Consider the following 25,448-nt stretch of genomic DNA (forward strand, 5'->3'; position numbering starts at 1 on the left):
GAGGATCCCGACGCTTTCTACCTCGACGACAAACCGCCTCACTGGGGCTGACACGGCGTGTCGCGCAGGGCGCCCAAGGGTGTCGTGACTGACCGATGGGCCGGCGCCCTCGCGAGCCCCGGCCCATCGGCCCCCCTCCTGCGCCGCGGCTCCTGACGTGCCGCGGCCCCCACCGGGGGTACGGGTCAGCTGACGACGTCCTTACGGCGGAAGCGGCGGAAGGCGATCGCGATCAGGATCGCCGAGTAGGTGACCGACACCGCCGCCCCCTTGGTCATCCCGCCCCAGTCCAGCACCGGAGCCAGCGCGTCCATCCATGCCGTGTTCCAGAAGGTCGGCAGGAACTCCCTCAGCGATCCCAGCGCCTCCACCGCCTGCAGGATCGTGCTGACGATCACCAGCCCGACCGCGCCGCCCACCGCGCCGAGCGGCGAATCCGTGACCGTCGACAGCAGGAACGCCAGCGACGCCACCACGAGCTGGCTGACCAGCGCGTACCCGATCACGATCCCGAAACGCGGCAGCACGTCGAAGGCGGGGATCGTCTCCCCGGTCCCCGGCACCTGAATGTCGTTCCAGCCGAACACCAGCGTCCCCGCGATCAGCGCCATCACCGGCAGGCAGATCACCGCCGCCGCCGAGTAGCCCAATGCCACGACGAGCTTCTGCCGTAGCAGCCGGTCCCGCGGCACCGGCGCGGCCAGCAGGTAGCGCAGCGACGACCAGTTCGCCTCGCTGGCCACGGTGTCGCCGCAGAACAGCGCCACCGCCACCACCAGCAGGAAGCTCGCCGACACCGACAGCGCGAACGCCGCGAAGTTCAGCCCGCCCTGCGTGGCCAGATCCGACAGGCGCAGCGCGTTCTGCTGGCCGGTGTTCTGCGGCCCGAACTGGAAGGCGATCACCAGGATCCACGGCAACGCCAGCAGCAGCCCGAACATCACCAGCGTGCGCCGCCGCTTGAACTGCCTGACGATCTCCACCCGCAGCGGCAGCGTACGGCGAGCCGCGTAACCGGGAGCCGCGGTCGTCGTCATGACTTCTCTCCGATCAGGTCGAGGAACACGTCCTCAAGGCGTGGCCCGTGACCGTTGTGCTTGGCCGTGCCGAGCAGGTCGGACACCGGGCCCGCGCTCACCAGGCGGCCCCTGTGCATGACCACCACGTGGCTGCACGTCTGCTCCACCTCCGCCAGCAGGTGGCTGGAGACGATCACCGTACGGCCGTCGCGGGCGTAGCGCTTGAGCACCTCGCGCATCTCCCTGATCTGGGGCGGGTCGAGCCCGTTGGTGGGCTCGTCGAGCACGAGCAGGTCGGGCAGGCCCAGCATGGCCTGCGCGATGGCCAGGCGCTGGCGCATGCCCTGGGAGTAGGTGCGCACGGCCCGCTCCAGCGCCGTGCCGAGACCGGCGATCTCCAGCGCCTCCTCCATGTGGGCGTCCTGCGGCGGCCGTCCCGTCGCCTGCCAGTACAGGGTCAGGTTGTCGCGCCCCGACAGGTGGGGGAGGAACCCGGGACCCTCGACGAACGAGCCGAGCCTGGACAGGACCGGCGCCCCGGGGGTCACCGTGTCACCGAAGATGCGGATCTCGCCGTCGTCGGGCTGGATGAGCCCCATCATCATCCGCATCGTGGTGGTCTTGCCCGCGCCGTTCGGGCCGAGCAGCCCCAGCACCTGGCCCTTCTCCACCGTGAACGACAGGCCGTCCACGGCCTTCTCGCCGTTCCTGTAGGCCTTCGTCAGCCCGGCGATCTCCAGCGGCACCTCGGCACGCTCACTCGTGCCGGAGGGAGCGGCGACCGTCCTGCGGCCCGTCGCCAGGATGAGCGCGGCCGCCGCGACGGCCGCCAGCGGCAGCGCCCAGGTCCACCACACGGGACCGGTCGGCGGGGCCGCCAGTTCGGGCACCGTCGGCACGGTCAACGTCGGCGAGGCCAGGCCCACCACGTAGCTCGCGGGCTCGGCGGGCGTCGCGTAGCCCATGTCCGTCGTCGTCAGCGCCAGCCGTACCCGATGACCTGCCGCGAACCTGTGGTCGACGGCGGGCAGCGTGACCGTCACCTCACCGGAACCCGCGGGAACCCGCACGGGCGCCACCAGACCGGCCGGCAGCGTCGGTGGGGTGGCGGCGTCGGCCACGTCGTAGAGCTTGGCGAACAGCGTCGCCTCGCCCTGCCCCTGGACCCTGATCTTCACGGTCGGGGTGCCGGTGAGCTGGAGCGGCTCGGCCAGCGGAGCGGACTCGAAGACCGCGCTCTGGCCCGGCATGTCGAGGGAGACGCCGGGGTTGCCCTGCGCGCCGGCGCCGAGCAGGCCGCCGATCCCCGGCACGGCCGAGATCGAGGCGGGGTTGCCGCCTGGCGGGTTGGCGACGTTCTGGTCGGGGCCGGTCAGCGGCACCTGGGTGGTGGAGGTCCCCGCCAGGCCCGGGTAGCGGTCGGCACCGGGGTGCAGGCGGATGCGCTGGCGGGTGCCGGGGTCGCGGCCGCCGTCCCGCGTGATGACGAACCCCTTCACCGTTGCGGCGGCGCCCTTGGCGCTCGTCCCCTGGCCGTCCGTTCTCAGGTAGCGGTCGAACCAGTCGAGCAGCCGCTCGTCCAGCCAGTCCACCTCGCCGTTGCCGCCGTCGTGCCCGCCGTCGAACCACATCACCTCGACCGGCGTCCCCGCCGCCGCGATCGCCTTGGCGTTCGCGTCGGCCTGAGCGAGGGGGAACAGCGAGTCGCGCTGCCCCTGGATCAGCAGCGTCGGCGCCTTGATCCGTCCCGCCACCGAGACGGGGCTCGACGCGCGCAGCGTCTCGATCGCCGCGGGGGTCGCCCTGCCGGTGGCCGCGACCTCCTGGTACATCGCGCACACCGCGGGCAGGAACCTGCCGCACCTGGCCTCCTCGGCCGACAGCGGCCGCGGCTGGGCGGTCAGCGCGCTCAGCCCCTGCGCGTCGGGGCTGGGGCCGCCCCTGCTGAAGAAGAGACCGGCCCACATCTTCTTGAACACGCCGTTCGGGAACAGCGCCTCCGACAGGTCGTTCCAGGTGATCATCGGGACTATCGCGTCGACCCTGGAGTCGTGGGCGGCCGTCATGAGCGCGATCGCGCCGCCGTACGAGCCGCCCGCGATGCCGACGCGCGGGTCGCCTGCGGCGTCCAGCCGTACGTCGGGCCGTTCGGCCAGCCAGTCGATGAGCTGCTTGACGTCCTTGACCTCGTAGTCGGGCGAGTTGAGCGCGATCTGCCCCGTCGAGCGGCCGAATCCGCGCGCCGACCAGGTCAGCACCGCGTAGCCCTGCCGCGCCAGCCGTACCGCCTGGGCCCTGACGCTCTGTTTGCTGCCGCCGAACCCGTGGGCGAGCAGCACGGCGGGGGCCCTGCCGCCGCCCGCCGGCGGGAAGTACGTCGTGTCGAGCTCGACCCGCTGGTCGTCTCCCGGGCCGTCGACGACGGCGATCCGCTGCTCCTGGCCGCTGATCTCGGCGTCGGAGGGCCACACCAGCCAGACCACCGTCGCGAGTACGGCCAGCGCCGCGACCAGCGCGGCTGCTCTCTTCATGGAGCGAGCGTACTGAGCGGTCCTGAGAGGCAGCTGAGACGCGGTCAGCCCAGCAGGGCGTAGACGGTGCTGGACCGGGCGGCGGGGCCCGGGCCGCCCTCGGCGCTCAGCGTGATCTCGGCGAAGGCCAGCGTGCGGCCCAGCCTGGTGACGCGCGCCTCGATGAGCACGTCGGCCTCGACGACGGGCCGCTGGAACGTCGTGGACTGCTGGACGGTGGTCATCGGCACGAAGCCGCCCCTGGCCGAGCAGATCGCGATGGCGGTCGCGGTGTCGGCGGCGGCCATGAGCGCCTGGCCGCTGATCCCGCCGCCCTCCCTGGCCAGGCGGCCCGACCACGGCAGGCGGAGCAGCGCGTGGCGCTCGCCGACCTCTTCCACGCTCAGCCCCAGGTCCAGGACCCAGGGGGCGAAGTTGTCCTTGAGTATGGCGTCGCCCTCTTCAGGAGTCACGCCGTCATCATGCACGCTGGAGCCATGCTTGAGGAGGTCTTCCTGCCGTCGACGTACGGCTCGGGCGTGCCGTACGAGCTGTTCGCAAGGCTGCGGCGCGAGTCGCCCGTCTGCTGGATCCCCGAGCCCGAGGTCGGGCCGTGGCGGTCGGGGCCCGGGTTCTGGGGCGTGTTCGGGCACGCGGACGTGAAGCACGTGCTGCGCACGCCGTCCGACTTCTCCTCCCATCTGGGCGCGACGCAGATCCGCGACCCCGACACCCCCGCCGACCTGGCGTTCGTCCAGGCGATGATGCTCAACACCGACCCGCCGGAGCATTCGAGGCTGCGCAGGATCGTCTCGGCCGCCTTCACCCCGCGGGCCGTTCGCGCGCTGGAGGAGTCGATCGCCGCGCGGGCGGCCCGGCTGTTCTCGGAGGGGGCGTGCGACTTCGTGGAGGTGGCCGCCGACCTGCCGGTGTGGACGCTGGCGCACGTGATGGGCGTGCCGGAGGAGGACCGCCGCCTGCTGTACGACTGGGCGTCGAGGGTGATCGGCTACCAGGACGAGGAGTACGCGAACCTGTCCACCGCCGGGGATCTCAGCCCGATCGGCAGGATCGCCGTGGCCGCCAGGCCCGAGCGGCGGCCGGGCGTCAACCCCAGGTCGAGGGCGGCGCTGGCGGACATGTTCGCCTACGCCCACGCGCTCGCCGGCCGCACGAGAGGGCGGGACGACGTGATGGCGGCCATGCTCCGAGGCGGCCTGACCGAGGCCGAGTTCGAGAACATGTTCTTCCTGTTCGCGGTGGCCGGGAACGAGACGCTGCGCAACGGCATCCCCGGCGGCCTGCTGTGCCTGCTGGAGCATCCCGCGGCCATGGAGTCGCTCAGGGGCGGGCCCGAACTGCTTCCCTCGGCCGTGGAGGAGATGCTGCGCTTCTGGCCGCCGGTCATGGACTTCCGCCGTACGGCGACGCGCGACCTGGAGCTGGGCGGTCAGCCGATCAGGGCGGGGGACAAGGTCGTCGTCTACCACGCCTCGGCCAACAGGGACGAGACGGTCTTCCCCGACCCCGACCGCTTCGACCTCGCCCGCAGCCCGAACGACCACGTGAGCTTCGGCTTCGGACCCCACGTCTGCCTGGGCGCCCACCTGGCCAGGACGCAGATGCGCGCGGTCTTCGCCGAGCTCGTCAGCAGGTGGGACGTGCGGCTCGCCGGCCAACCCGTCAGGCTGATCTCGAACTTCCAGAACGGGTTAAAGCATTTGCCCGTCCTCCTACAGTCGAGATCATGAACGACTATCTCGACGTCAACAGGGCCAACTGGGACGAGCGCGTGGCCATCCACGTGGGCAGCGAGTTCTACGACGTCGCCGGGTTCAAGGCGGGCGAGCAACCGCTGCGGGCGTTCGAACTGGCCGAGATGGGCGACGTGCGCGGGCGGCGGCTGGTCCACCTGCAGTGCCACTTCGGGCTCGACACGCTGGCGTGGGCCAGGCTCGGCGCCGACGTGACCGGCGTCGACTTCTCCGGCAAGGCGGTGGAGGCCGCCCGCGCGATCGCCGCCGAGTGCGGCATCGACGCCAGGTTCGTGGAGGCCGACGTCTACGACGCCGCCCCGGCGGCCGGCGACGGCTACGACATCGTCTACACGGGCATCGGCGCGCTGGTCTGGCTGCCCGATCTGGACAGGTGGGCGCGGGTCGTCGCCGGGCTGCTCAAGCCGGGCGGCTTCCTCTACCTTGCCGAGTTCCACCCCTTTGGCGACGTCCTCGACTACGAGGACGGGTCGAGGGTGGCCTTCGACTACTTCGACCGCGCGCCCCAGGTGGAGGACTTCCCGCACACCTACACGGGCTCCGAGGTGCTGGAGAACACCACGTCGGTGCAGTTCGCGCACGGCATCGGCGAGGTCGTGACCGCGCTGGCGGGCGCGGGGCTGCGCGTGGAGTTCCTGCACGAGCACGACTTCACGCTCTTCAGGCGCTTCGGCTCGCTTGAACCGCACGGCCCGCTCTTCCGCTTCCCCGAGGGACGGCCCGGCGTGCCGCTCCTCTACTCGCTGCGGGCTCGTCGCGACCGATAATCCCATTCATTTGCGATTGACTCCTCAAATCACCGCAATTCAGAAATAGTAAAAAGGTGTGCGCTCACCTGCGTAGACATTCATCTGAATTCGCGGTCTCATAATCCCGTCCACCTTTCGGGATGAGGAGAATCGCGTGCGCAATTCGCGAAAAATCGGAAGAATCGCCGCCGCATTCGTGGCGGCGATTGGTTTCGGCGCCGTCGACGCCGGACAGGCCTCGGCGGACGCCGATCCGCGGCCGGATCTTCGGATCACCCGCTTCCTCGGGGAGCAGCGCCTGCCGTACAAGATGCAGGTCGGCGACACCACCCTCGGCGGCCTGTCCGGCATCGACCGCGACCCGCGCACCGGCACCTGGTACTTCCTCTCCGACGACCGCTGGCGCTACCAACCCGCCCGCTTCTACACCGGGCGGCTGGACATCCACCCGGCGACCGGAGCGTTCACCGGGGTCCACGTCGACGGGGTCACCACCCTGCTGCGGCCGGACGGAAGCCCGTACCCCGCCTACGGCCTGCCCGAGTCGGCCGACCCCGAGACGATCCGGTACGACCGGTGGAGTCGCAGGCTCCTGTGGGGTCATGAAGGTGACAGGCCCGACGAAAGGAACCCCGACATTCCGGTGTCTGACCTTTTCGTCCGGTGGATGGACACGAACGGGCGGCATCTCGATGAGTTGCCGATTCCGCGCAATCTGCACCTGACCCGCACCTCCAGCGGCCCACGGCGCAATTTCGGCTTCGAGGGGCTGACCTTCGCCCCGCGCACCATCGCCGCCATCGTCGAAGGCCCGCGTTTCGAGGACGGGCAGCCGCCGACCGTCGAGCGGGGCGCACCGGCCCGCATCACCGTGTGGAGCCGCGGTGGCCGTCCGCTCGCGCAGTACGCCTATCCGATCGACCCGCTGCCGGCCTCCCCGATCCCGCCGACCGGGCACACCGACAGCGGCGTCTCGGAGATCCTGGCAATCGACGACGACCGCTACCTCGCGCTCGAGCGGTCCTGGATCGAGGGGGCCGGCTACCGGGTCAAGCTGTACGAGATCGACCTGCGGTCCGCCACGAACGTCCTGCGCAGGAACAGCCTGGCGAGCGGCGGGCCGTACAGCCCGGTCGGCAAGCGGCTCGTCCTCGACCTGAGCACACAGCAGGAGTCGACGCAGAACCTCGAGAGCCTCGCCTGGGGTCCACGGCTGCTCACCGGCGAGTGCACGCTCGTGCTCGGCTCCGACGACAACTTCGACGACCGCGAGATCACCCACTTCCTGGCCTACGCCGTCCGAGGGTGCCCCGCCGCGCCATGAGCCCGCTGAGCGCCGGGACATCCCCGTGATCACCCAGGGCGGCACAGGGGCCTGTGTCGCCGAGGGCGGGTCAGGCGTCGCGCCGTTGGAGCAGCAGTCCGCCTCCCAGGAGCGCGGCGGCGGCCCAGACGGTCAGGACTCCGAGGCCCGCCCATGGGCTGATGGGCAGACCGGAGAGCTTGGTGGTGGCCTGGATGGCGAGCCCGGCGTTCATCGGCGAGATCTGCCACAGGAGCTTTTGCCACCCAGGGTCGGCGATCATGAAGGGCAGGATCGAGAGGATGTAGAGCAGGCCGAGCACGACCCCGATGGCCGTGGCCGAGTCCCGCACGGCGGCGGCGATGCCGAGGCTGAGCAGGGCGATCAGCGCGAGGTAGAGGACCGAGCCGAACGCCGCGCGCAGCATCGGTCCCTCGGCCAGGGACAGGATCGGGGTGCCTGGACCGCGGGTGAAGCCGTTGCCGAGCAGGATGCGCCGCCCGACCAGCGCGGACGCGAACACGGCGACGGTCCCCGCCCCCAGCGTCAGCCCGGTGACGACGGCCGCCTTGGCGGCCAGCACGGCGGCCCGGCGCGGCATCGCCGCCAGAGTGGTGCGGATCATGCCGGTGCCGTACTCGCCGCTGACCGCCAGCACGGCCAGGATGGCGGCCATCGTCTGGCCCACCTGGACCCCGAAAAGACTGATCTTTGCAGGGTCGTAGTCACAGCCTGCCGACGTGCAGGACACGGCGGCGGCCGCCACGACGCTCCCGGCGACGGTGAGCGTGACGAGCCCCAGCAGCAGCCAGCCGGTGCCCGCCACGGTACGGAGCTTCGTCCACTCGGCATGCAGGTGTCGTCTCATGCGTCCCTCCGGCGTAGTTGGAAGACGGCCAGGCCGAGGACGAGCGCGGCGTAGCCGCAGAGCACGGCCAGGCCGGCCCAGGGCGCCAGCGGGTAGTAGCCGGCCGACGGGGCGTAGTCGCCGAGCACGTGCGCGTACTCGGGAATGCTCTGCTGGATCGCGAAGCCGGCGGCCGGGGTGAGCCGCAGCAGCCACCGCGCCGCGTCTGCGGGCAGGACGGAGGCGGTCGCGAGGATGTAGGGGACGACGGTCACCACGATGGCGGTGATGACCGCCGCGACGCTGCGCCGGAACAAGGCGCCCACAGCGAGGGCGAGCACGGCGGCGGCCGCGAGCAGCACCGCCGTGCCGACGATGACGCGGAGTTCGGTGAGCGTGGTCACAGGGAGGATGTGGTTGCCGTTGGCGCGCAGGACCTGCTTGCCGAACGTGACCGCGGCCGTGGCGGCGGCCAGTCCCGCGATGAAGGTGACCGTGCCGATCGCGAGGGCCTTGGCCACGAGCGTCCTGCCGCGCCGCGGGCCGGCGAGCAGGGTGGTGCGGATCAGGCCGCTCCGGTATTCGGCGGTGATGAACATCACCGCCACCACGATCACCACGATCAGCCCGGTCAACACGCCGGTGAGGGTGTTCTCGATCTGCTGGCCGTCCGACAGGGGCGCGATGTCGCCGACCCCTGTCACGCTGTACGTGCCTCCGGACTCCTTGAACCCGCCCGGATGGTGGGCCGACCCGTCGGGATTCAGGGTGACTCCCACGTCGTCGGGGCGCCACGCGCCGCCGCCGACCGAGCCGCGCAGGCTGACCTTGTCGAAGACGGCGGTGGCCTCGGCGAAGCGCGAGGCCGCGCTGGACCCGCCGAAATCGCCCTGCGTCACCGTCAGGCCGCCGGGCGAGGCGGCGAAGAGGCCGACCTGCACCGCGGCGGGCAGCCCGGCCAGATGAGCGGTGCCGACCTCGGTCCAGTTCGCGCCGTCGGCGGACTCGTAGCCGGTGAGCTCCTCGCCGGAGCGGGTCAGCCGCAGCCAGCGCGGGGATTGTTTGGAGACGCCGCCCGGGCGGCCGGCCGTGTCGTGGATGAAGTTGTGCTGCATCCGCACCCCGTGCCGGCCGGTGACCATCACCGCCGCGTAGGCCGAGCCCTGCTTCATGCTCTCCTTGACCATGATTCCGGCCTTCGCCCACGGCACGACCCCTGCGACGACTCGCCGAGTCCCCGGGTTGAGGTCGGGCAGGCGGATCTGGCCGGTCATGGAGGTCACCCGGACGGTGATGCTGCCGTCTCCGGCCAGTGGCCGGTGCGCGAAATAGAACTTGTCCTCCACCGCCTCGCCGTCGGGACCAACCGGAACGGCGGGGCAGACCCCGTCGCACGACGAGTGGCTGCCCGAGGAGGACAGCAGCCCGAGCAGCACGGTGACCAGCGCCGCGGCCACCATGGCGAGCACCCAGCCACGGACCGTCCTGAACTTGGTCCATTCGGCGCGCAGCAGCCGCGCGAAGCCGCCGCGGCCGGCCCGCGCGCCTGAGCGGTAGGGGGCGGTGGCGCTCATCGTGCCGCCTCATGGCCGGTCGCACGGAACTCGACCGCGTCCCTGGTCAGATCCATGTACGCCTCCTCGAGCGTCGCGCGATGCGCCGACACCTCCGAGAACGGCACGGCGTACCGGCTGAGGAGCGCCACGATGTGCTCGCCCGCCAGCCCGGTCACGGTGAGGGTGTCGCGGCCGGCGGCGGCCACGGAGGCGCCGGCCTGCGTCAGCGCCGCCATCGCCTGCGACGGCGCCGTGGTGCGCAGCGTGACCCGGCCGCCGGACGCCGTCGCGATCAGGCCGGCCACGCTGGTGTCGGCGACGACCCGGCCGCGGCCCACCACCACCAGGTGGTCGGCGGTGTCCTCGAGCTCGCTCATCAGGTGGCTGGAGACCAGGACGGCGCGGCCGTCGGCGGCCAGCGACCGCAGGAAGCCGCGCATCCACACGATGCCCTCGGGATCGAGGCCGTTGGACGGTTCGTCGAGCATGAGCACCGGCGGGTCGCCGAGCAGCGCCGCGGCGATGCCGAGCCGCTGCCGCATGCCCAGGGAGAAGCCACCCGCCTTACGCTGGGCCGCCGACCCGAGGCCGACCCGCTCGATCACCTCGTCGACCCGCCGGACTCCCAGCCCCTGGGAGTGGGCCAGCCACAGCAGGTGGTTACGGGCGGTGCGGCTCGGCTGCAGCGCGGCGGCGTCCAGGAGCGCGCCGATGTGGCTGAGCGGGTTCCGCAGGCTCCGGTACCGCCGCCCGCCCACCAACGCGGTGCCCTCGTCGGCCGAGTCCAGGCCGAGGATCACCCGCATCGTGGTGGACTTGCCCGCGCCGTTGGGACCGACGAAGCCGGTGACGTGCCCCGCCTCCACTGTGAAGGACATCCCGTCCAGCGCCACCGTGGAGCCGAAGCGTTTGCGCAGGCCGTTGACTTCGATGGTTGCTTGCATGCGTTCGTTTGTACGGAGGCGGCCCTAACGCGGGCCGAACGGAGGCCGTCATGTCGTTGTTAGGTGCCGCGCGGCATCCTGGAGGTCCGCACGAGCGAGAGAGAGCCGATGAGGAAAGCGCGACGCCTGGGACTGCCGGCCCGCACCGCACGCCTGCGCTACACCGCCCTGTACGGTGTCCTGTTCCTGCTGTCCGGCGCCGGGCTGCTGGTCATCACCAACCTCGTGAGCCTCGGGTCGACCCGGATCAGCGAGGTCGCGCCGGGGAACCGTCCGGCCCAGCGGTTCACGCTCGCCGCAGCGCAGGAACGCGTCGCCGAGCTCGAGAACCAGCTGTCGGGTGCGCGGGAGGCCCAGTCGCATCAGCTCCTGATCGGCTCGGCGGTCGCGCTCGCCGTCATGGTCGTGGTCTCGGTCGTGCTGGGCAGGATCATCGCCGGCCGGGTGCTGCGCCCGTTGCGGACGATCACCGCGGCCACGCGGCGGATCTCCGCCGACAACCTGCACGAACGGCTGGCCGTGCCAGGCCCTGCCGACGAGGTGAAGGACCTCGCCGACACCATAGACGGGCTGCTGGAACGACTGGAGAGCTCCTTCGCCGCGCAGCGCCGATTCGTCGCCAACGCCTCCCACGAACTGCGCACCCCGCTGGCGACCATGCGGGCGTCGCTGGACGTGGCCGTGGCCAAGCCGGAGCCGGTACCGGCGCAGACGGTCGCGCTGGCCGACCGGCTCCGCACCGAACTCGACCAGGTCGACCGGCTCCTGGAAGGCTTCCTCCTGCTCGCCCGCGCCCAGCACGGCGCCCTGTCCGACCGTGCGACGATCTCGCTCGGCCGTACGGTGTCGGCGGCCCTGGAGGCCCGGGCCGCCGACATCACGGACAGGAGCCTGACCGTCCACGACGGCGAGGTTCGCGACAGCGCGTGGACGCGGGGAAACCGGACGCTGCTGTCCCGGATGGCCGACAACCTGATCGACAACGCGATCGCCCACAACCACGACGGCGGCTGGATCAGGGTCGCCGCCACGGCCGACGGCACGACGGCGCTGCTCGTCGTGGAGACCGGCGGGCACGTCCTCGATGAGGAGCAGGTGGCACGGCTGGCCCAGCCGTTCCAGCGGCTCGGCGCCGACCGGACCGGCTCCGACAGCGGCTCGGGGCTCGGGCTGTCGATCGTCGCGGCCATCGCCACGGCGCACGGCGGCGGACTGGACCTGCGGGCCAGGCCCGAGGGCGGCCTCCGGGCCGCCGTCTCGCTGCCCTTGGCGGCCGAGCGGGCGGGAGTCCCGGCGTGAGGGTGCTGGTGGTCGAGGACGCGCACGCGCTCGCCGCCGTCGTGGCCGAGGGGCTACGCGATCAGGGCATGGCCGTCGACCTGGCGCACGACGGCCTGGAGGCCGCCGCCAAGCTCGACGTCAACACCTACGACGTGGTCGTCCTCGACCGTGACCTGCCGGGGATCCACGGCGACACCCTCTGCCAGATGATCACCGAACGCGACGACCGCGTCATGGTCCTGATGCTGACCGCGGCGGGCTCGCCCGGCGACCGGGTCAGCGGACTGTCCCTGGGAGCCGACGACTACCTCGCCAAGCCCTTCCACTTTCCCGAACTGGTCCTGCGGATCCGCTCCCTGGCCCGCCGCCAGCCCTCCGTCCGCGCCCGGACGCTGCGCGCCGCCGGCGTCGAGCTCGACCCCCTACGCCGTACGGTCACCCGCGACGGCCGTCAACTCGACCTGTCGGTCAAGGAGTTCGCCCTCCTCGAAGCCCTCCTCCGCGCGACCCCTGCCTTCCTCAGCACGGAGGACCTGCTCGAACAGGTCTGGGACGAGCACGCCGACCCCCTCACCAACACCGTCACCGTCACGATCGGCCGCCTGCGCCGCAAACTCGGCAACCCCTCGATCATCACGACGACCCCCGGCGTCGGCTACCGCATCGACCCGTCCGTTCCTTGACCGAACCGCCCGGACGGAACGTCATCGGGTCGGAACGCTCCGGCTTCGAGGCGGACCCTGTGGTGTCCGTCATGCCAGGGGCGTCTGATTGCTAAGAAGGTAAAGGCCAGGCATGATGTCCTGGCGTGAGAATACGAGCGGCTATCGATTGGGCGATGCCCTATTGGACACGCGGGCAGGCCGGGCGTGAGACGCCGCCAGAGCTTTTCAAGGCCCTCTACTACGGGTGGCTGCTGGCTTTCGTCCTGAAGGTGCTGGGCTCCTCGTGGGACGTCTCCTGGCATTTCAAATGGCTGCGTGACGACCTGGCGCCGCCGCACCTGCTCAACTCGGCCGGCACCGCGATCGTCCTTGGGCTCACCATCATCCATGGTTACACCGGTTATGGCGTCGACAGGACCGCGCTGCGGCTGATCCAGTGGGGCACCGGCATCTTCCTGGTCGCGGTGCCGCTCGATTTGATCAACCACCGGATCAACGGGCTCGACATCACCTCGTGGAGCCCTTCGCACATCATGCTCTACCTCGGCACCTTCTTCATGATCGCGGGGGTGATCCGCGGCTGGTACGTCGGCGGGGGCGGCAAGCCCGTGCTCGCCTCGCTGTTCGCCTTCTTCCTGGAGAACATCCTCTTCCCCGCCCAGCACCAGGAGTACGGCGTGTTCGCCATCGCCGCCTGGGACAGGGGAGCGCCGGAGGCCGAGCCGATCCTCATGCAGTTCGCCGCCGACCAGATGGGCAGGGCGGTGGACCGTGACATGATGGTCGCCTTCTCGCTGCCGGTGCCCGACTACCTCTACCCCGTCTACTTCACCGTCGCCGGCCTGATCGTGCTGGCCGTGGCGCGGATGATGGTCGGCAGGTTCGGCACGGCGACGCTGGTCGCCGCCGCGCTCGTCGGCTACCGCGCGCTCATCTGGCCGCTGCTCAGCGTCGCCGACTTCCCTGAGTCCGCGGTGCCGGTCTTCCTGATCGCCGGCGCGCTCGCGGTGGACGTGGCGTTCCTGATCCGCATGCCGTACCTGAGGGCCGTGCTCGGGGCGGTGCTGGCGACCGCGGCCGTGTACGGCTCGCTCATCGCCCAGCACTCGCTGCTGGCCGCGCCGCCGCTGGCCACCTCCTCGGCGGTGTGGGCGGCGGCGGGCCTGGCCGTCGTCTGGCTGGTCATGGAGTGGTTCGTGACCAGGTTCGGGCTGCGCGCCGCCGATCAGCCGATCGGGGCGCGCGTCAGCGCCACGGCCACGCCGTAGGCCAGACCCATCACGACGAGCTCCGTCGCCGCCCACGCGGCGACGGAGCTCTTCTGGTTGCGGGCGATGCCCGGCATGAGCCGCCACCTGATGTTCGCGGCGAGCGGGATCAGCAGGCCGACCAGCGCCACCTTGGTCAGCACGAGCAGGCCGTACTCGGAGGCGACCAGATCGCCCGGCAGCTCGACCCCGGTGGTCAGCGCCATCGTGGACAGGCCGCTGACCAGGCCGGACAGGGAGACCATGGCCAGCGCGACCGTGGCGACCTTCGAGAACCTGGGCAGCGCGACGGCCAGCAGGTCGCCGCGCGACGCGAGCGTGGCGCCGACCGCCAGCAGGCCGCCGGTCCAGACGGCGGCGCCCATCACATGGAGCTCCATCGAGATCATGATGGGGTCGTGCCACACCGAGTCGACCGCGTGGCCCGTCACCGGCACCGGCAGCAGGCCGAACAGCGCGACCACGATCCGCAGCTCGGCGGGGACCTTCTCGCCGAACCGCACGGCCAGCAGGCCGAACGCCGCGTAGCCGAGCGCGCACGCCGTGCTGAACAGCAGGCCCTGACCCGCGCCCACCGACCCGATGTAGGTGGCGATCATGCCGAGCGTGGGGACCGTTCCCGGGTTCAGCTCGGCGGTGTACAGGACGATCGTCACCAGGGCGGCGATCGCCCAGATCCAGGCGGCGGTGACGGCGTGGGCCCTGACCCGGCGCATGACGGGCTCGGTGGCTTCGGGGTCGTCGAAGCCGAGCAGCTTGGGCAGCAGGCTGAAGCCGACGACGGTGGCGGCGGCCAGGTCGAGCAGGACCCTGACGGCGGGCAGGCCGTACTCGACGACGGGACCGGGGAGGGGGATGCCGGGGACGGGGTCCTCCGCGGTCAGCGTGCTGGCGACGACGGCGGCGCAGACGGCGGCGAGGACAAGGAGGGGGCCGCCGCCGATCCTGGCGGCGGGCCGGACCTCGGTGACGGTCATTCGTCGCCCTTCCCCTCGGCGAGGGTGACCGTTTCGCCGGGGGAGGAGGCGACCCGCCGGAGGGCGATGACGGTGCCGGCGCCGAGGAGGACGAGGGCGCCCATCACCCACACGATCGCCATGCCCGCGCCGCCGTTCGCCGCCGCCTCGGCCGCCTGGGCGCTGAGGTCGGCCGCCTGCGTGTCTCCAGCGGCGGGCGCCTGGGAGGCGGGCGTGCCCGCACCGGCGACGGTCAGCGTGAACGTCACCTTCCCCGAGACCGGGTGCCCGTCGGCAGACAGGATCCGGTAGCCGATCACGTAGTCGCCCGCGGGTCCGAGCGGCCTGAGCCGCGTGACGACCTTCGACCCGCTGACCGTGGCCTGCGCGGCCTCCCACCTGCCGCCGTCCGGGCCCGTCACGCTGACCTGGGTGAACCCCTGCCGCGCCGGCTGGTCGAACTCCAGCGTGACCTGCTCGGGCGCGGACTGCAGCTGGGCGCCCTCCTTGGGGTCGCTGCCGGTCAGCACGTTGTGCGCCTGCGCGGGCGTGACCGCGACGCCCAGCGCGGCGCACGCGAGCAACAGGACCGTGAGTAGCCGCCTCACCGATCTCGACCTTCCGTAGAGCTGTCTTGACCAAGACATGCTCCCACTGCTCTCCACCTGCCGCGTTCGGGGTGTAGCCGTGATGATCGGGTACGGCATAGCATGCCGCCACCGCGATTCCCCGATCATGCCGCGCGGAGGCCCCGATGAGCAGCGTCTCCCCACCGACCTCCGGCGCGCTGGCCGAACCCGTGCACAGGGTCGGCCCCTGGTGGGTGGCGGGCATCGCCTTCGCCAACCTGGCGCTGTTCGTCGGCTACTTCGCCCCGCTCCAGGTACTGCTGCCCGAGCAGCTCGCCGCTGTCGCCCCGGGCGACAAGGAGGGCGCGCTGGCCTGGGTGACGGGCGCGGGGGCGCTGGTCGCCCTGCTGGCCAACCCGATCGCGGGCGCCCTGTCCGACCGTACGACGGGCAGGTGGGGCCGCAGGCATCCGTGGACGCTCGCGGGCGCGCTCGCGGGCGGCGTCGCGATGGTGTTCCTCGCCTTCCAGACCAGCGTGCTGGGCATCGCGGTCGGCTGGTGCCTGGCCCAGGCCGCGCTCAACGCCACCCAGGCGGCGCTCAGCGCGGGGGTGCCCGATCACGTGCCGGTCAGCCAGCGGGGCGAGGTGTCGGGGTGGATCGGCGTCCCCCAGTCGGTGGGCGTGGTGCTCGGCGTCGTGCTGGTGACCGTCGTCGCCACCACGACCAGATCGGGCTACCTGCTGGTCGGCGCGGTGGTGGCGGTGTTCGTGCTGCCGTTCGTGCTGACCACGCGCGATCCACGGCTGACCGAGCGCCCGCCGTTCGACCCGAAGGAGCTGTGGGTCAGGCATCCGGACTTCTTCTGGGCGTGGATCACCCGCTTCCTGATGATGCTCGGCAACGCGATGGCCACGCTCTACCTGCTGTACTTCCTCACCGACGAGGTGGGCTACGAGCGGTTGTTCCCCGGCGAGAAGGCGACCGACGGGCTGCTGATCCTGATCCTCATCTACACCGCCACGGTGGTGCTCACCACGGTGGTGGCCGGGATCGTCTCCGACCGGCTGGGCCGGCGCAGGCTCCTGGTGACCTGCTCGGGGGTGATCAGCGTGATCCCCGCGGTCATGATGGCGTTCTGGCCGCAGTGGCCCGTGGTCATGGCCGCGGCGGCGATCCTCGGCGCCGGGTTCGGCGCCTACCTCTCCGTCGACAACGCCCTGGTCACCCAGGTCCTGCCGACCGCGGGCGGCAGGGCGAAGGACCTGGGCGTCATCAACATCGCCAACTCGGGTCCCCAGGTGCTCGGCCCGGTGATCGCCGGGCCGATCATCGCGGGTCTGGGCGGCTACCCAGTGCTCTACCTGACCTCCGCCGTCCTCGCGCTGTTCGGCGCGGTCCTGGTGTGGAAGATCCGCGGCGTTCCCTGACAGGTCGGGGCGCGGTGCCGCGGCGGGCGCTGACCGGTCACTTCGCGAAGTCGGCCGCGTGGTCGGCGAGGTAGTCGGCCAGTGACCGCGGCGGGTGCCCCGTCAGGTGCTCGACCGTCCTGGTGGTCTTCGACCAGGCGCTGTCCGGCACGGCCGCCATCATCTCGGCCAGCTCGCGGGCGGTCGGCTCGGGCATCCCCCACCGTTCCCGCGCGTGCCTGGTCATCTCCTCGACGCTCAGGTCCACATAGGTCACCGTACGGCCGAGCGTCGCGGTGAGCCGGGCGGCGATCTCCTGCTGGGACAGCGCGGCAGGCCCGGTGAGGACGTGCGTCGCGCTCTCGCCGACGGGCCCGGTGAGCAGGGCGAAGGCCACGTCGGCGATGTCGCGGGTGTCGATGTAGCCGGTGCGGCCGGTGCCGTACGAGCCGTGGAAGCGCCCGTCGGCGACCTCGCGCGGCAGGCTCTGCATGAAGCCCACGGGCTCCAGGATCGCGTGGGTCAGCCCCGACTTCCTCAGGTGCGCGTCGACCTCCCCGTGCAACCCGCTGCTGAGCGGCCCGCCGGGCGTCGCGCCGAGCACCGACACGGCCACCACCTGGGAGACGCCCGCGGCGGCGGCGCGGTCGATGACCTCCTTGTGCCGCTGGACGAAGCCGGGCCACGGCGAGGTGTTCAGGAAGAGCCTGTCGCCCATGGGGATGGACGAGGGCCGCTCGAAGTCGCCGACCGCGTACTCCACTCCGAGTTCCTCGCCCTGTTCGGCCCGCCGCACCAGGGCCAGGACGTCGGCCCCCGACTCGCGCAGGCGGGACACCAGCGCGCGGCCGATCGAACCGGTCGCGCCCGTCACCACGATCATCGAAACCTCCATAAGTGGACGATCGGATTCCGCTTCTGTCCCGGACGGTACACTAACCGGAAGATTGCCGTCCACTTAGGAGTGAAGGTGCGCGCTGACGCCCGCCGCAACAGGGATCGGATCGTGGAGGCGGCCCGCGCCGTGGTGGCCGAGCGGGGGGTCGACGCGCCGATGGAGCTCATCGCGCGCCGCGCCGAGGTCGGCGTGGGCACCGTCTACCGGCGCTTTCCCGACCGGCACGCGCTGATCGCGGCGATGGCCGACCAGTACATCCACGAGATCGCCGACGCCCTCACCAAGGCCGAGGAGTCGGGCGAGGGGGCGATGGCGGCCCTCAGGTCGTTCGTGCTGTGGTGCGGTGACCAGGGGAGGGGCGCGCTGGCGGCGGCGCTGGCCGACCTGCCGCAGGAGCTGTTCGAGGAGATGCGGGAGTTCGTCACCGTCAGGGCGAACATGGTGGAGCGGCTGGAGGCGCTGGTCGCCACGGCGCAGGAGCGCGGCGAGATGCGGGCCGACGTGGGCGCCGACGACCTGATGACGCTGCTGAACATCTTCGCCTGTCACCCGACGCCGCGCGGCGGGCACTACCTGCGGATCATGCTCGACGGCATCGACAACGGTTCACGCCACCGTTGACGGTCGCCGCTACCGTCACCGTGAACACGGCCCGCGCGTGGGCGTGCGCGCGCCGCTACCGACCGGCGTCGATGACCTGAACTTGACGGGAGTCTGGCCTGAAACCTCCACATATGCGGGCAAGCCGTCGTCATGAGCCCGGCACATGAAGGGAGGCAGGATGACGTCGATCATCGTGTGGCAGGAGGCGGGCGAGATGGAGCGGCGCCGGCTGATGGCCAGAGGAGGGACGGCCACTCCCGACGCCGAGCTGGTGGAGTCGGTGGCGGATCTGGTCCAGCGGGTACGGCGGCGCGGCGACGAGGCCCTGGTCGAGGCGCTCCACAGGTTCCACTGCGTCAGGGCGGACCTCAGGATCGGCCCCGAGGAGCTGGAGGCCGCGGGAAACGGGCTGGACGAAGGGCTCAAGGAGGCGATCAGGGTGTCCATCGCCCAGGTCAGAGCCTTCAACGAGATCGCGCTCGCCCGCTCGGCGTGGCGGGCGGAGATCGACGGGGTCGGGCTCGGTGAGCTGACCCGCCCGATCGAGAGCGCCGGGCTGTACGTCCCGTGCGGCAAGGGCTCCTTTCCCTCGGTCCTGATCATGGTCGCCACCCCCGCGGTCGTGGCAGGCGTCGGCAGGATCGCGCTGGTCGTGCCGCCGGGCGTGGACGGCAGGGTGGATCCCGCCGTGCTGTTCGCCGCGCACGAGCTGGGCTTGACCGAGGTCTACCGCAGCAACGGCCCCGCCGGGATCGCCGCCCTGGCCTGCGGCACCGCGACGATCCCCGCCGTCCGCAAGCTCGTCGGGCCCGGCAGTCCAGCCGTGACGCTCGCGATGGCGGAGGCGCAGCGGCTCGGCTGCCTGGTCGAGGTGGGCTTCGGGCCGACCGACTCGCTGATCGTCTGCGACGGCTCGGCCGACCCCAGACTGCTGGCGGCCGATCTGCTGAACGAGGCCGAGCACGGCCTCGACTCCGCCGCCGTCCTCGTCGGCACCGACCTGCAGGTGCTGAGGCGCGCCGCCGCCGAGGTGAGCGCCCAGATCGCCGAACTGCCTGGGCCGCGCCGCGACTACGCGGAGGCGTCGGTGCGGGCCAACGGCGGCATCGTCCTGGCCCGTTCACGCGAGGAGGCCATGGCGATCGCCAACGCGTACGCGCCCGAGCATCTCCAGCTCGCCGTCGAGGATCCCGAGGCCTGGCTTCCCCTGGTACGGCACGCGGGCACGGTCCTGCTCGGCCAGTGGACGACGCCCTCGGCCTCGAACTTCGCCATCGGCACCCCGGCCACGCTGCCCACGCTCGGCTTCGCGAAGGTGACCAGCGGGGTGTCGGTGCACACCTATCTGACCAGGATTCCGGTCGCCCAGCTCGACAAGGACGCCTTCTGGCGGCTCGCACCGACGATCACGGCGCTGGCCGAGCACGAGGGCTTCCCCGCCCACGCCGCGACGGTCACCATCAGGCAGAACTGAGATCGTCGCCGCCCTGCCCCCCCGCGGCGCGTGCCGTACGGCCCGGGTCGCGGGGGCGGCGCGGGCGGCCCGGACGGGTGCCTCCGCGCCCGAAGGGGCCGAGACACACGTGTGCCGGTCCCGCACGGGAGTCGCGGGACCGGCATCAGGGTTCCACCCTCTAGCTCGAACGCTGGCCGCGCCGCAACGGGAGCGCGGACTTGGCCAGCCGGTGCGAGAGCGCCCCGCCGCCCGATGTGCGCTCGGTCGAAGCCGACGACTTGCCCGTCGCCTTCGAAGGCTGCTTGACGGCCGGAGCCTCGGACTCGCCGCGCAAGGAGTGCTGCTCGCGCGTCTGCCGTGACTTGGAACTCACACCATCACCTCCCCGATATGTGAGTTATGTCCGTTTTGTGGAGGGTGAAACGCGCCTGATGGCCAGCGCCGCCGCCCTGATCGCGCCGGTGGGCGAGAGCCGGGCGCCGCGCCAGGCCAGCCTGCCCGAGGCCGGTGCGACGATGATCGCCTGGTTGCGGGCTACGCCGCGCATGATGTCGGCGGCCAGCGACTCCACCGGATACAGCCGTCCCTGCGCCCTGACCGCCGCGCTGCGCGCCCGCGCACCCGTCTCCGTGTACGGCAGGCCGGGGTTGGCGTTGTCCAGCAGTGGCGTGTCGGTGAATCCAGGGCACACCACGCTCACCCTGATCCCGTGCGCGGCGGCCTCGGCGCGCAGGGCCATCGACAGGCCGACGACGGCGTGCTTGGTCGTCGTGTAGGGAAGCATGAGCGGCGCGGGCACGAGCCCGGCCAGCGAGGCGGTGTTGACGATGTGGCCGAAGCCCTGCTCGAGCATGATCGGGTAGGCGGCGTGCACGCCGTGCACCACCCCGCGCAGGTTGACGTCGATCGTCGCGTTCCAGTGGTCGAGCGTGAGCTCCTCCGTGTGACCGCCAACGGCGATCCCCGCGTTGTTGAAGACGAGGTCGAGCCGGCCGTGCCGCCGCCTGACCTCGTGGATCGCGGCGCTGACGGCGCCGGGGGAGGTGACGTCGACCTCGGCGTACTCCACGGAGGGCAGCTCGGGGGAGACCAGGTCGGCGACGGTGACGGCGACGCCCTTCGCGCTGAGCGCCAGGGCCAGCGCCCTGCCGATGCCCGAGGCGCCGCCGGTGACGAACGCCGTCTTCGGTGAGGCCGTCCTCACCGGCGCGGCTCCGCCCAGATGCCCATGACCTTCCAGATGCGCCTGGTGAGCGGGTTGACCAGACCCAGCTCGGTGCAGAGGTCGCGGGTCTTGCCGACCGAGTCGCGGATCTCCGTCTTGAACTCCTCGTTGACCGTGTAGACCTCCTCCACCACCTGGGGCGGGATCTTGAACGCGCGGATCATCGGCCCGGGAGGCGACAGCATGATCCTGGCCATGAACCCGAGGATGATCGGCGAGATCACCCCGAGGGCGAAGCGGCGGTAGCGGGGCATGCGCGGCACGCGCCGGCGCAGGTAGTGGCGCGCGAAGGAGATGTGCCTGGCCTCCTCGGCGATGTGGATGCGCATGATGGTCTCTTCGAGCGGGTGATGCTTGTAGCCGTCCTTCAGCACCTTGCGCTGCACGTGGTCGATCGGGTCCTCGCCGCCGAGCACGAAGACGAAGAACAGCTCGGTGGAGATCAGCGGGATCCACGGCGCCACCTGGGCCAGCAGCGAGAGCGGCCCCGGCATGCCGCGGATCGGGAGCTTCGTGCGGTTGACGAACTCCTGGAACATCATCCCGTGATGTCCCTCTTCGATCGTCTCGTGGTAGACGTAGCGGAACTCGGGCGAGCCGTTGGGCAGCCGGTAGGCGTAGTTGAGCAGCCCGCGCTTGAGCAGGTTCTCGAACTGCAGGCCGATCTTCATGGCGGTGGCCACTCGCCACAGGCCGATCCGCGCCCTGGTCTCCGGCGAGCGGCTCCGGTACCAGGGGTGCCGGCCGAGCTTGTCGACCGGCGGCAGTTCCCACCGGAGGTCGGCGGGGTCGATGAGGAAGTCGGGGTCGTCCCATGGGATGTCGACGTACGGCTCCCAGTGCTTGTCGACCGACGCCTTCGACAGGCGTTCGATGACCGCCTCGTATGCGCGCTTCTCCGCGACCGACTCGTCGCGTTCCCTGGCGGCGGTTGAGCCCGGTGCAGCTGTCATGCACGCAATTGTACGAAGAATCTAATAACTACGAAAGGTCCTCCGCCGTGATGCCCAGTTCGGCGGCCGCGGCCGTACGCACCAGCTCGGCGACCCTGCGCCGGGACAGCACCTTGCGGTGCACGGTCACCTGTACGGCGAGCCCGTCCACGAGGGAGAGGATCCGCCACGTGGCGGCCTCGGGATCGGCGCAGACGAACGCGCCCGAGGCCACGCCCTCCTCCACGATCGCCCGGAAGGACTCCTTCCACCGCAGGTCCAGCCGCCGCGAGGTCTCCTCCAGGTCGGCGCTGCGCATCGACTCGGCCCACGCGTCGATCCAGACGCGCCACATCTTGGCCGAGCCCGTGGGGGAGTAGAGCTTGAGCAGGTCGCGCAGCCGCTCGACAGCGGTGCCGCGGGAGCGCTCCAACGTGGTGAGAGAGTCCAGGTCGCGTCTGGCCGCGTAGGCGAAGGCCTGGGCGAACAGCTGGTCCTTCGTCTCGAAGTGGTAGAAGAGCAACGCCTGGCTGACGCCGGCGGCCCGCGCGATGTCGAGCGTCCTGGTGTGCCCGAATCCCTGCGATGCGATGACCTCGCAGGCGGTCTTGAGTAAGTCTTCTCGCCGCAATCGGCTGAAACCACGTGTCACAGGGGAGAACTGTATTACCCGTGGTAACCGTTGCGTAGAGGAAGATGTAGGACAAAGCGGGCGCCTGAGTCGGAGTCGACGATCTTGAGCGTGCCGCCGTGGGCCCTGGCGATCTCCCTGGCGATCGGCAGGCCGAGTCCGGTGCCGCCGGCGTCGCGGTTGCGGGAGGCGTCGAGCCTGGTGAAGCGGCGGAAGACGACCTCGCGCTGGTCGGGCTCGATGCCGGCGCCGTCGTCCAGGACCTCGAGCACCGCGTCGGAGCCCGCCGTACAGACCGAGACCTTGATGCTCTGCTCCGCATGGCGCTCGGCGTTGTCCAGCAGATTGGTGAGCAACCTGGCCAGCCGTAGCCGGTCGCCCGTCACCACCACGTCGTGCTCCAGGCTGCGGACGATCTCCTTGTCCTTCGGCCGTCGGTCCAGTTCCTCGGCCGCCAGCGCGCCCAGGTCCACGGGCTCCTTCGCGCCCGGCGCGCCCGAGTCGAGCTTCGACAGCGTGAGCAGGTCGGTCACGATCGCCTGCAGCCTGTCGATGCTGGACAGCAGCGCCTTGCTGGTGTGAACCCAGTTGGTGTCGTCGGGGTACAGGATGGCCTCCTCGACCTGCGCCCGCATCGCGGTCAGGGGGCTGCGCAGGTCGTGGGAGGCGTCGGAGGCGAACCTGCGCTGCTGCTCCACCGCCGCCTCCAACCGGTCGAGCGTCTGGTTGACGGTCTCGGCCAGGTCGGAGATCTCGTCGTCGTGGCGCGTGGGCGGGACCCTGCGGCCCAGGTCGGTGGAGGTGATCTCGACCAGCTCGTCCTTGATCATCTTCACCGGAGCGAGCGCCCTGCGCACGGTGAACCACGCGCCCGCGGCGGCCATGGCGGTCAGCAGCAGGATGACCAGCGCGGTCCCCAGCAGGTAGAGGGGGTGGATGTACCAGGGGAGGACCGGGAAGTAGGAGTTGACCATCCAGTAGCCGTCCCCCACCTTGGCCCGGTAGGCCACGGTGAGCAGGCAGTGCTCGCCAGGCACCTGGTCCGTGCACACCGTCGCGTCCAGCCTGCCGTCCTCGCCCATGGCGGTCATGTTGAGGAGCAGCGGCTTGCCCAGCAGGCGGGCGCTGGCCTGGCGGACCTTGCCCTGATCGTCGGCCACCTGGATCAGGTCGACCTCTTCGGTGGGGGTCAGCGGCTTCAGCTGCCCCGGCGCGGCGGCCTCCACGTTGAACGCCACCCTGCGGCTGGCAGCCGCGGCCTGCTCGGTCCTGTACTCCATCAGGACCAGGTGGGTCAGCAGGGTGATCACCACCGCGGCGGCGAGGCATCCCGCCAGGGCGGTGACCCCGGTGATGAGCGAAAGCCGGCGCTGTACAGACCACGCGGTGAGCATCTCAGCTCTCCTTCGACGGTAGCCGCAGCACGAAGCGCGCCCCCGAGGTGGAGTCGGCCAGGCCCAGCGACCCTTCGTGGGATTGGGCGATCTCGCGGGCGATGGCCAGGCCGAGTCCTGTTCCTCCCGCGTCGCGGTTGCGGGAGGCGTCGAGCCTGGTGAAGCGGCGGAAGACGAACTCCCGCTGGTCGGGCGAGATGCCCGCGCCGTCGTCCAGCACCTCGAGCACCGCGTCGGAGCCCTCGTTGTAGACCGAGACGGCGAGCGCGCTCTCGGCATGCCGCTCGGCGTTGTCGAGCAGGTTGGTGAGCAGCCGGGCGAGCCTGACCTTGTCGCCCTCCACGACCACGTCGGGGCGCAGGTCCAGCTTGACCTCCTTGCTGCGCGTCCGCCCCTCCAGCTCGGCGGCCACCAGCTGGGCGAGGTCCACGGTCTCGCAGGCCTGCGGCTCGTGCGCGTCCAGCCGGGCCAGCGTGAGCAGGTCCGTCACGATCGCCTGCAGCCGGTCGAGGCTGGCCAGCAGCGCGTGCCCGGTCTGCTCCCATTCGGCGTCGTCGGGGTGCAGCAGCGCCTCCTCCACCTGCGCCCGCATCGCGGTGATGGGGCTGCGCAGGTCGTGGGAGGCGTCGGAGGCGAACCTGCGCTGCTGCTCCACCGCCGCCTCCAGCCGGTCGAGCGTCCTGTTGGCGGTCCTGGCCAGGGCGTGCAGCTCGTCGGGGTTGGGCGGCACCGGCACCCGCTGGCCGAGGTCCGTGGCGGTGATCTCGTCCAGTTTCTGTCTGATCGCCTCGACGGGCGCGAGCGTCCTCTCCACCGTGCGCGAGGTGCCCCACCAGGTCAGCGCGATCAGCGCGAGCGATATCCCGATCAGGAACGTCAGCGCCCACGGGTGGACGTACCAGGGGACGGGGTCGCCGAAGGCGTACACCATCCAGTCGCCCTCCTGGTCGTAGACCCTGAAGACGGCGACGATCTGGCAGGGGCTCTCGAAGTCCACCAGCCCGCACACCTCCTGCGTGCGGATGGTGTTGTCCTCGTCGGGCATGAAGGTGAGCAGCCGAGGCCGGCCCGTGAGGTTGGCGGTGGAGGACACCACCTCGCTGTCGGTGTTGAGCACCTGGACGCCCTCGACGTCCGTGACCACGACGGAAGGCAGGTCGCCCCTTTTGATCATGTGGACCACGCGCGTGGCGGCGTTGACGACCTCCTCGGTCCTGTACTCGACCGCGGCGCCGTGGATGCCCAGCAGGAGCAGGCCGTTGACCGCGAAACAGAGTGCGGCCACGCCGACCGTCGCTATCAGCGTCAGCCGTGCGCGCACCGAACGCGCGTATCGTGCGATCAACGACTCTCCCCCCGTAATCAGATGATCACACTAGGTGCCCTTGGCTCTAATTAACGGAGATTCATTCATAAATCCGGACAAATCTCTGCACTAGGCGGGGAAAGGACGGCTGG

Annotated in this window: 24 protein-coding genes; 9 read left to right on the forward strand and 15 right to left on the reverse strand. The window is 71.1% G+C overall.

Annotated features, from left to right (window positions below; genetic code table 11):
• Positions 1–185: 185 nt before the first annotated feature.
• From AB0B45_RS05735 to AB0B45_RS05745, 3 genes are read right to left on the reverse strand one after another with little or no spacing between them, the layout of a single operon-like run.
• Positions 186–1,037 carry an ABC transporter permease subunit gene (locus AB0B45_RS05735; protein ID WP_358125851.1) on the reverse strand — a complete coding sequence of 284 codons (852 nt, stop codon included), beginning with the start codon at positions 1,035–1,037 and terminating at the stop codon, positions 186–188.
• Positions 1,034–3,550 (reverse strand): CocE/NonD family hydrolase, encoded by a 2,517-nt coding sequence (locus tag AB0B45_RS05740; protein WP_358125854.1) that lies wholly within the window; start codon positions 3,548–3,550, stop codon positions 1,034–1,036. The genes AB0B45_RS05735 and AB0B45_RS05740 overlap by 4 nt, the downstream gene beginning before the upstream one ends.
• A 44-nt stretch (positions 3,551–3,594) precedes the next feature.
• Complete coding sequence (locus tag AB0B45_RS05745; protein ID WP_358125857.1) at positions 3,595–4,002, reverse strand: PaaI family thioesterase; 408 nt, start codon at positions 4,000–4,002, stop codon at positions 3,595–3,597.
• 24 nt (positions 4,003–4,026) lie between these two features.
• Here AB0B45_RS05745 and AB0B45_RS05750 point away from each other — a divergent pair, with 24 nt between their 5' ends.
• The 3 genes from AB0B45_RS05750 (at position 4,027) to AB0B45_RS05760 (ending at position 7,377) form a co-directional block, all read left to right on the forward strand.
• On the forward strand, positions 4,027–5,280 hold the full coding sequence (locus tag AB0B45_RS05750; protein WP_358125859.1) for a cytochrome P450: 1,254 nt from the start codon (positions 4,027–4,029) through the stop codon (positions 5,278–5,280).
• Positions 5,277–6,071, forward strand: a complete 795-nt coding sequence (locus AB0B45_RS05755; RefSeq protein ID WP_358125861.1) for a class I SAM-dependent methyltransferase — start codon at positions 5,277–5,279, stop codon at positions 6,069–6,071. The genes AB0B45_RS05750 and AB0B45_RS05755 overlap by 4 nt, the downstream gene beginning before the upstream one ends.
• 136 nt (positions 6,072–6,207) lie before the next feature.
• Positions 6,208–7,377 carry an esterase-like activity of phytase family protein gene (locus AB0B45_RS05760; protein WP_358125864.1) on the forward strand — a complete coding sequence of 390 codons (1,170 nt, stop codon included), beginning with the start codon at positions 6,208–6,210 and terminating at the stop codon, positions 7,375–7,377.
• Between the two features lie 70 nt (positions 7,378–7,447).
• On the opposite strand, the gene AB0B45_RS05765 is transcribed toward AB0B45_RS05760, so the two are convergent.
• From AB0B45_RS05765 to AB0B45_RS05775, 3 genes are read right to left on the reverse strand one after another with little or no spacing between them, the layout of a single operon-like run.
• Positions 7,448–8,224: an ABC transporter permease subunit gene (locus AB0B45_RS05765; RefSeq protein ID WP_358125867.1), complete on the reverse strand. Its 777-nt coding sequence runs from the start codon at positions 8,222–8,224 to the stop codon at positions 7,448–7,450.
• A complete protein-coding gene (locus AB0B45_RS05770) occupies positions 8,221–9,777 on the reverse strand; it encodes an ABC transporter permease subunit (RefSeq protein ID WP_358125870.1) in 1,557 nt (518 codons plus the stop codon). The genes AB0B45_RS05765 and AB0B45_RS05770 overlap by 4 nt, the downstream gene beginning before the upstream one ends.
• A complete protein-coding gene (locus AB0B45_RS05775; RefSeq protein WP_358125873.1) occupies positions 9,774–10,703 on the reverse strand; it encodes an ATP-binding cassette domain-containing protein in 930 nt (309 codons plus the stop codon). The genes AB0B45_RS05770 and AB0B45_RS05775 overlap by 4 nt, the downstream gene beginning before the upstream one ends.
• A 108-nt stretch (positions 10,704–10,811) precedes the next feature.
• On the opposite strand from AB0B45_RS05775, the gene AB0B45_RS05780 reads away from it, so the two are divergent.
• The 3 genes from AB0B45_RS05780 to AB0B45_RS05790 all read left to right on the forward strand — a co-directional run bounded on the left by AB0B45_RS05780 (position 10,812) and on the right by AB0B45_RS05790 (position 13,917).
• Positions 10,812–12,002 (forward strand): ATP-binding protein, encoded by a 1,191-nt coding sequence (locus tag AB0B45_RS05780; RefSeq protein WP_358125876.1) that lies wholly within the window; start codon positions 10,812–10,814, stop codon positions 12,000–12,002.
• The gene (locus AB0B45_RS05785) at positions 11,999–12,667 is read left to right on the forward strand and encodes a response regulator transcription factor (RefSeq protein WP_358125879.1); all 669 of its coding nucleotides are present in this window, start codon (positions 11,999–12,001) and stop codon (positions 12,665–12,667) included. Before AB0B45_RS05780 ends, AB0B45_RS05785 begins: the two co-directional genes overlap by 4 nt.
• Positions 12,668–12,822: 155 nt before the next feature.
• Positions 12,823–13,917, forward strand: coding sequence for a hypothetical protein (locus AB0B45_RS05790; RefSeq protein ID WP_358125882.1), 1,095 nt, complete (start codon positions 12,823–12,825; stop codon positions 13,915–13,917).
• Here the strand turns inward: AB0B45_RS05790 and AB0B45_RS05795 are convergent.
• Positions 13,875–14,894 (reverse strand): CopD family protein, encoded by a 1,020-nt coding sequence (locus AB0B45_RS05795; protein ID WP_358125885.1) that lies wholly within the window; start codon positions 14,892–14,894, stop codon positions 13,875–13,877. The two genes, AB0B45_RS05790 and AB0B45_RS05795, sit on opposite strands and share 43 nt — an antisense overlap.
• Complete coding sequence (locus AB0B45_RS05800) at positions 14,891–15,481, reverse strand: copper resistance CopC family protein (protein WP_358125888.1); 591 nt, start codon at positions 15,479–15,481, stop codon at positions 14,891–14,893. Before AB0B45_RS05800 ends, AB0B45_RS05795 begins: the two co-directional genes overlap by 4 nt.
• A 146-nt stretch (positions 15,482–15,627) precedes the next feature.
• Between AB0B45_RS05800 and AB0B45_RS05805 the strand changes: the two genes are divergently transcribed.
• Entirely contained in the window at positions 15,628–16,872 is a 1,245-nt protein-coding gene (locus AB0B45_RS05805) for an MFS transporter (protein ID WP_358125891.1), read from the forward strand.
• 37 nt (positions 16,873–16,909) lie between these two features.
• Here the strand turns inward: AB0B45_RS05805 and AB0B45_RS05810 are convergent, their stop codons facing one another.
• Complete coding sequence (locus tag AB0B45_RS05810) at positions 16,910–17,734, reverse strand: NAD(P)H-binding protein (protein WP_358125894.1); 825 nt, start codon at positions 17,732–17,734, stop codon at positions 16,910–16,912.
• A gap of 87 nt (positions 17,735–17,821) precedes the next feature.
• Between AB0B45_RS05810 and AB0B45_RS05815 the strand changes: the two genes are divergently transcribed.
• Both AB0B45_RS05815 and hisD read left to right on the forward strand, forming a co-directional pair.
• Positions 17,822–18,370, forward strand: coding sequence for a helix-turn-helix domain-containing protein (locus tag AB0B45_RS05815; protein WP_358125896.1), 549 nt, complete (start codon positions 17,822–17,824; stop codon positions 18,368–18,370).
• 160 nt (positions 18,371–18,530) lie between these two features.
• Entirely contained in the window at positions 18,531–19,826 is a 1,296-nt protein-coding gene (gene hisD, locus AB0B45_RS05820) for a histidinol dehydrogenase (protein WP_358125898.1), read from the forward strand.
• A 160-nt stretch (positions 19,827–19,986) separates the two neighbouring features.
• Here hisD and AB0B45_RS05825 read toward each other — a convergent pair whose 3' ends face one another.
• From AB0B45_RS05825 to AB0B45_RS05850, 6 genes are read right to left on the reverse strand one after another with little or no spacing between them, the layout of a single operon-like run.
• On the reverse strand, positions 19,987–20,181 hold the full coding sequence (locus AB0B45_RS05825) for a hypothetical protein (protein ID WP_358125900.1): 195 nt from the start codon (positions 20,179–20,181) through the stop codon (positions 19,987–19,989).
• 24 nt (positions 20,182–20,205) lie between these two features.
• Entirely contained in the window at positions 20,206–21,012 is an 807-nt protein-coding gene (locus AB0B45_RS05830; protein ID WP_358125902.1) for an SDR family oxidoreductase, read from the reverse strand.
• Positions 21,009–21,986 carry a diiron oxygenase gene (locus tag AB0B45_RS05835; protein ID WP_358125905.1) on the reverse strand — a complete coding sequence of 326 codons (978 nt, stop codon included), beginning with the start codon at positions 21,984–21,986 and terminating at the stop codon, positions 21,009–21,011. The genes AB0B45_RS05830 and AB0B45_RS05835 overlap by 4 nt, the downstream gene beginning before the upstream one ends.
• A 28-nt stretch (positions 21,987–22,014) precedes the next feature.
• Positions 22,015–22,596 (reverse strand): TetR/AcrR family transcriptional regulator, encoded by a 582-nt coding sequence (locus tag AB0B45_RS05840; RefSeq protein ID WP_358125908.1) that lies wholly within the window; start codon positions 22,594–22,596, stop codon positions 22,015–22,017.
• Positions 22,597–22,631: 35 nt separating this feature from the next.
• Positions 22,632–23,990, reverse strand: coding sequence for a HAMP domain-containing sensor histidine kinase (locus tag AB0B45_RS05845; protein ID WP_358125911.1), 1,359 nt, complete (start codon positions 23,988–23,990; stop codon positions 22,632–22,634).
• Between the two features lies 1 nt (position 23,991).
• Positions 23,992–25,335 (reverse strand): ATP-binding protein, encoded by a 1,344-nt coding sequence (locus tag AB0B45_RS05850; protein ID WP_358125915.1) that lies wholly within the window; start codon positions 25,333–25,335, stop codon positions 23,992–23,994.
• Positions 25,336–25,448: the final 113 nt, after the last annotated feature.

Origin of the sequence: Nonomuraea sp. NPDC049152, assembly GCF_040648355.1 — a bacterium.
Taxonomy (GTDB): domain Bacteria; phylum Actinomycetota; class Actinomycetes; order Streptosporangiales; family Streptosporangiaceae; genus Nonomuraea.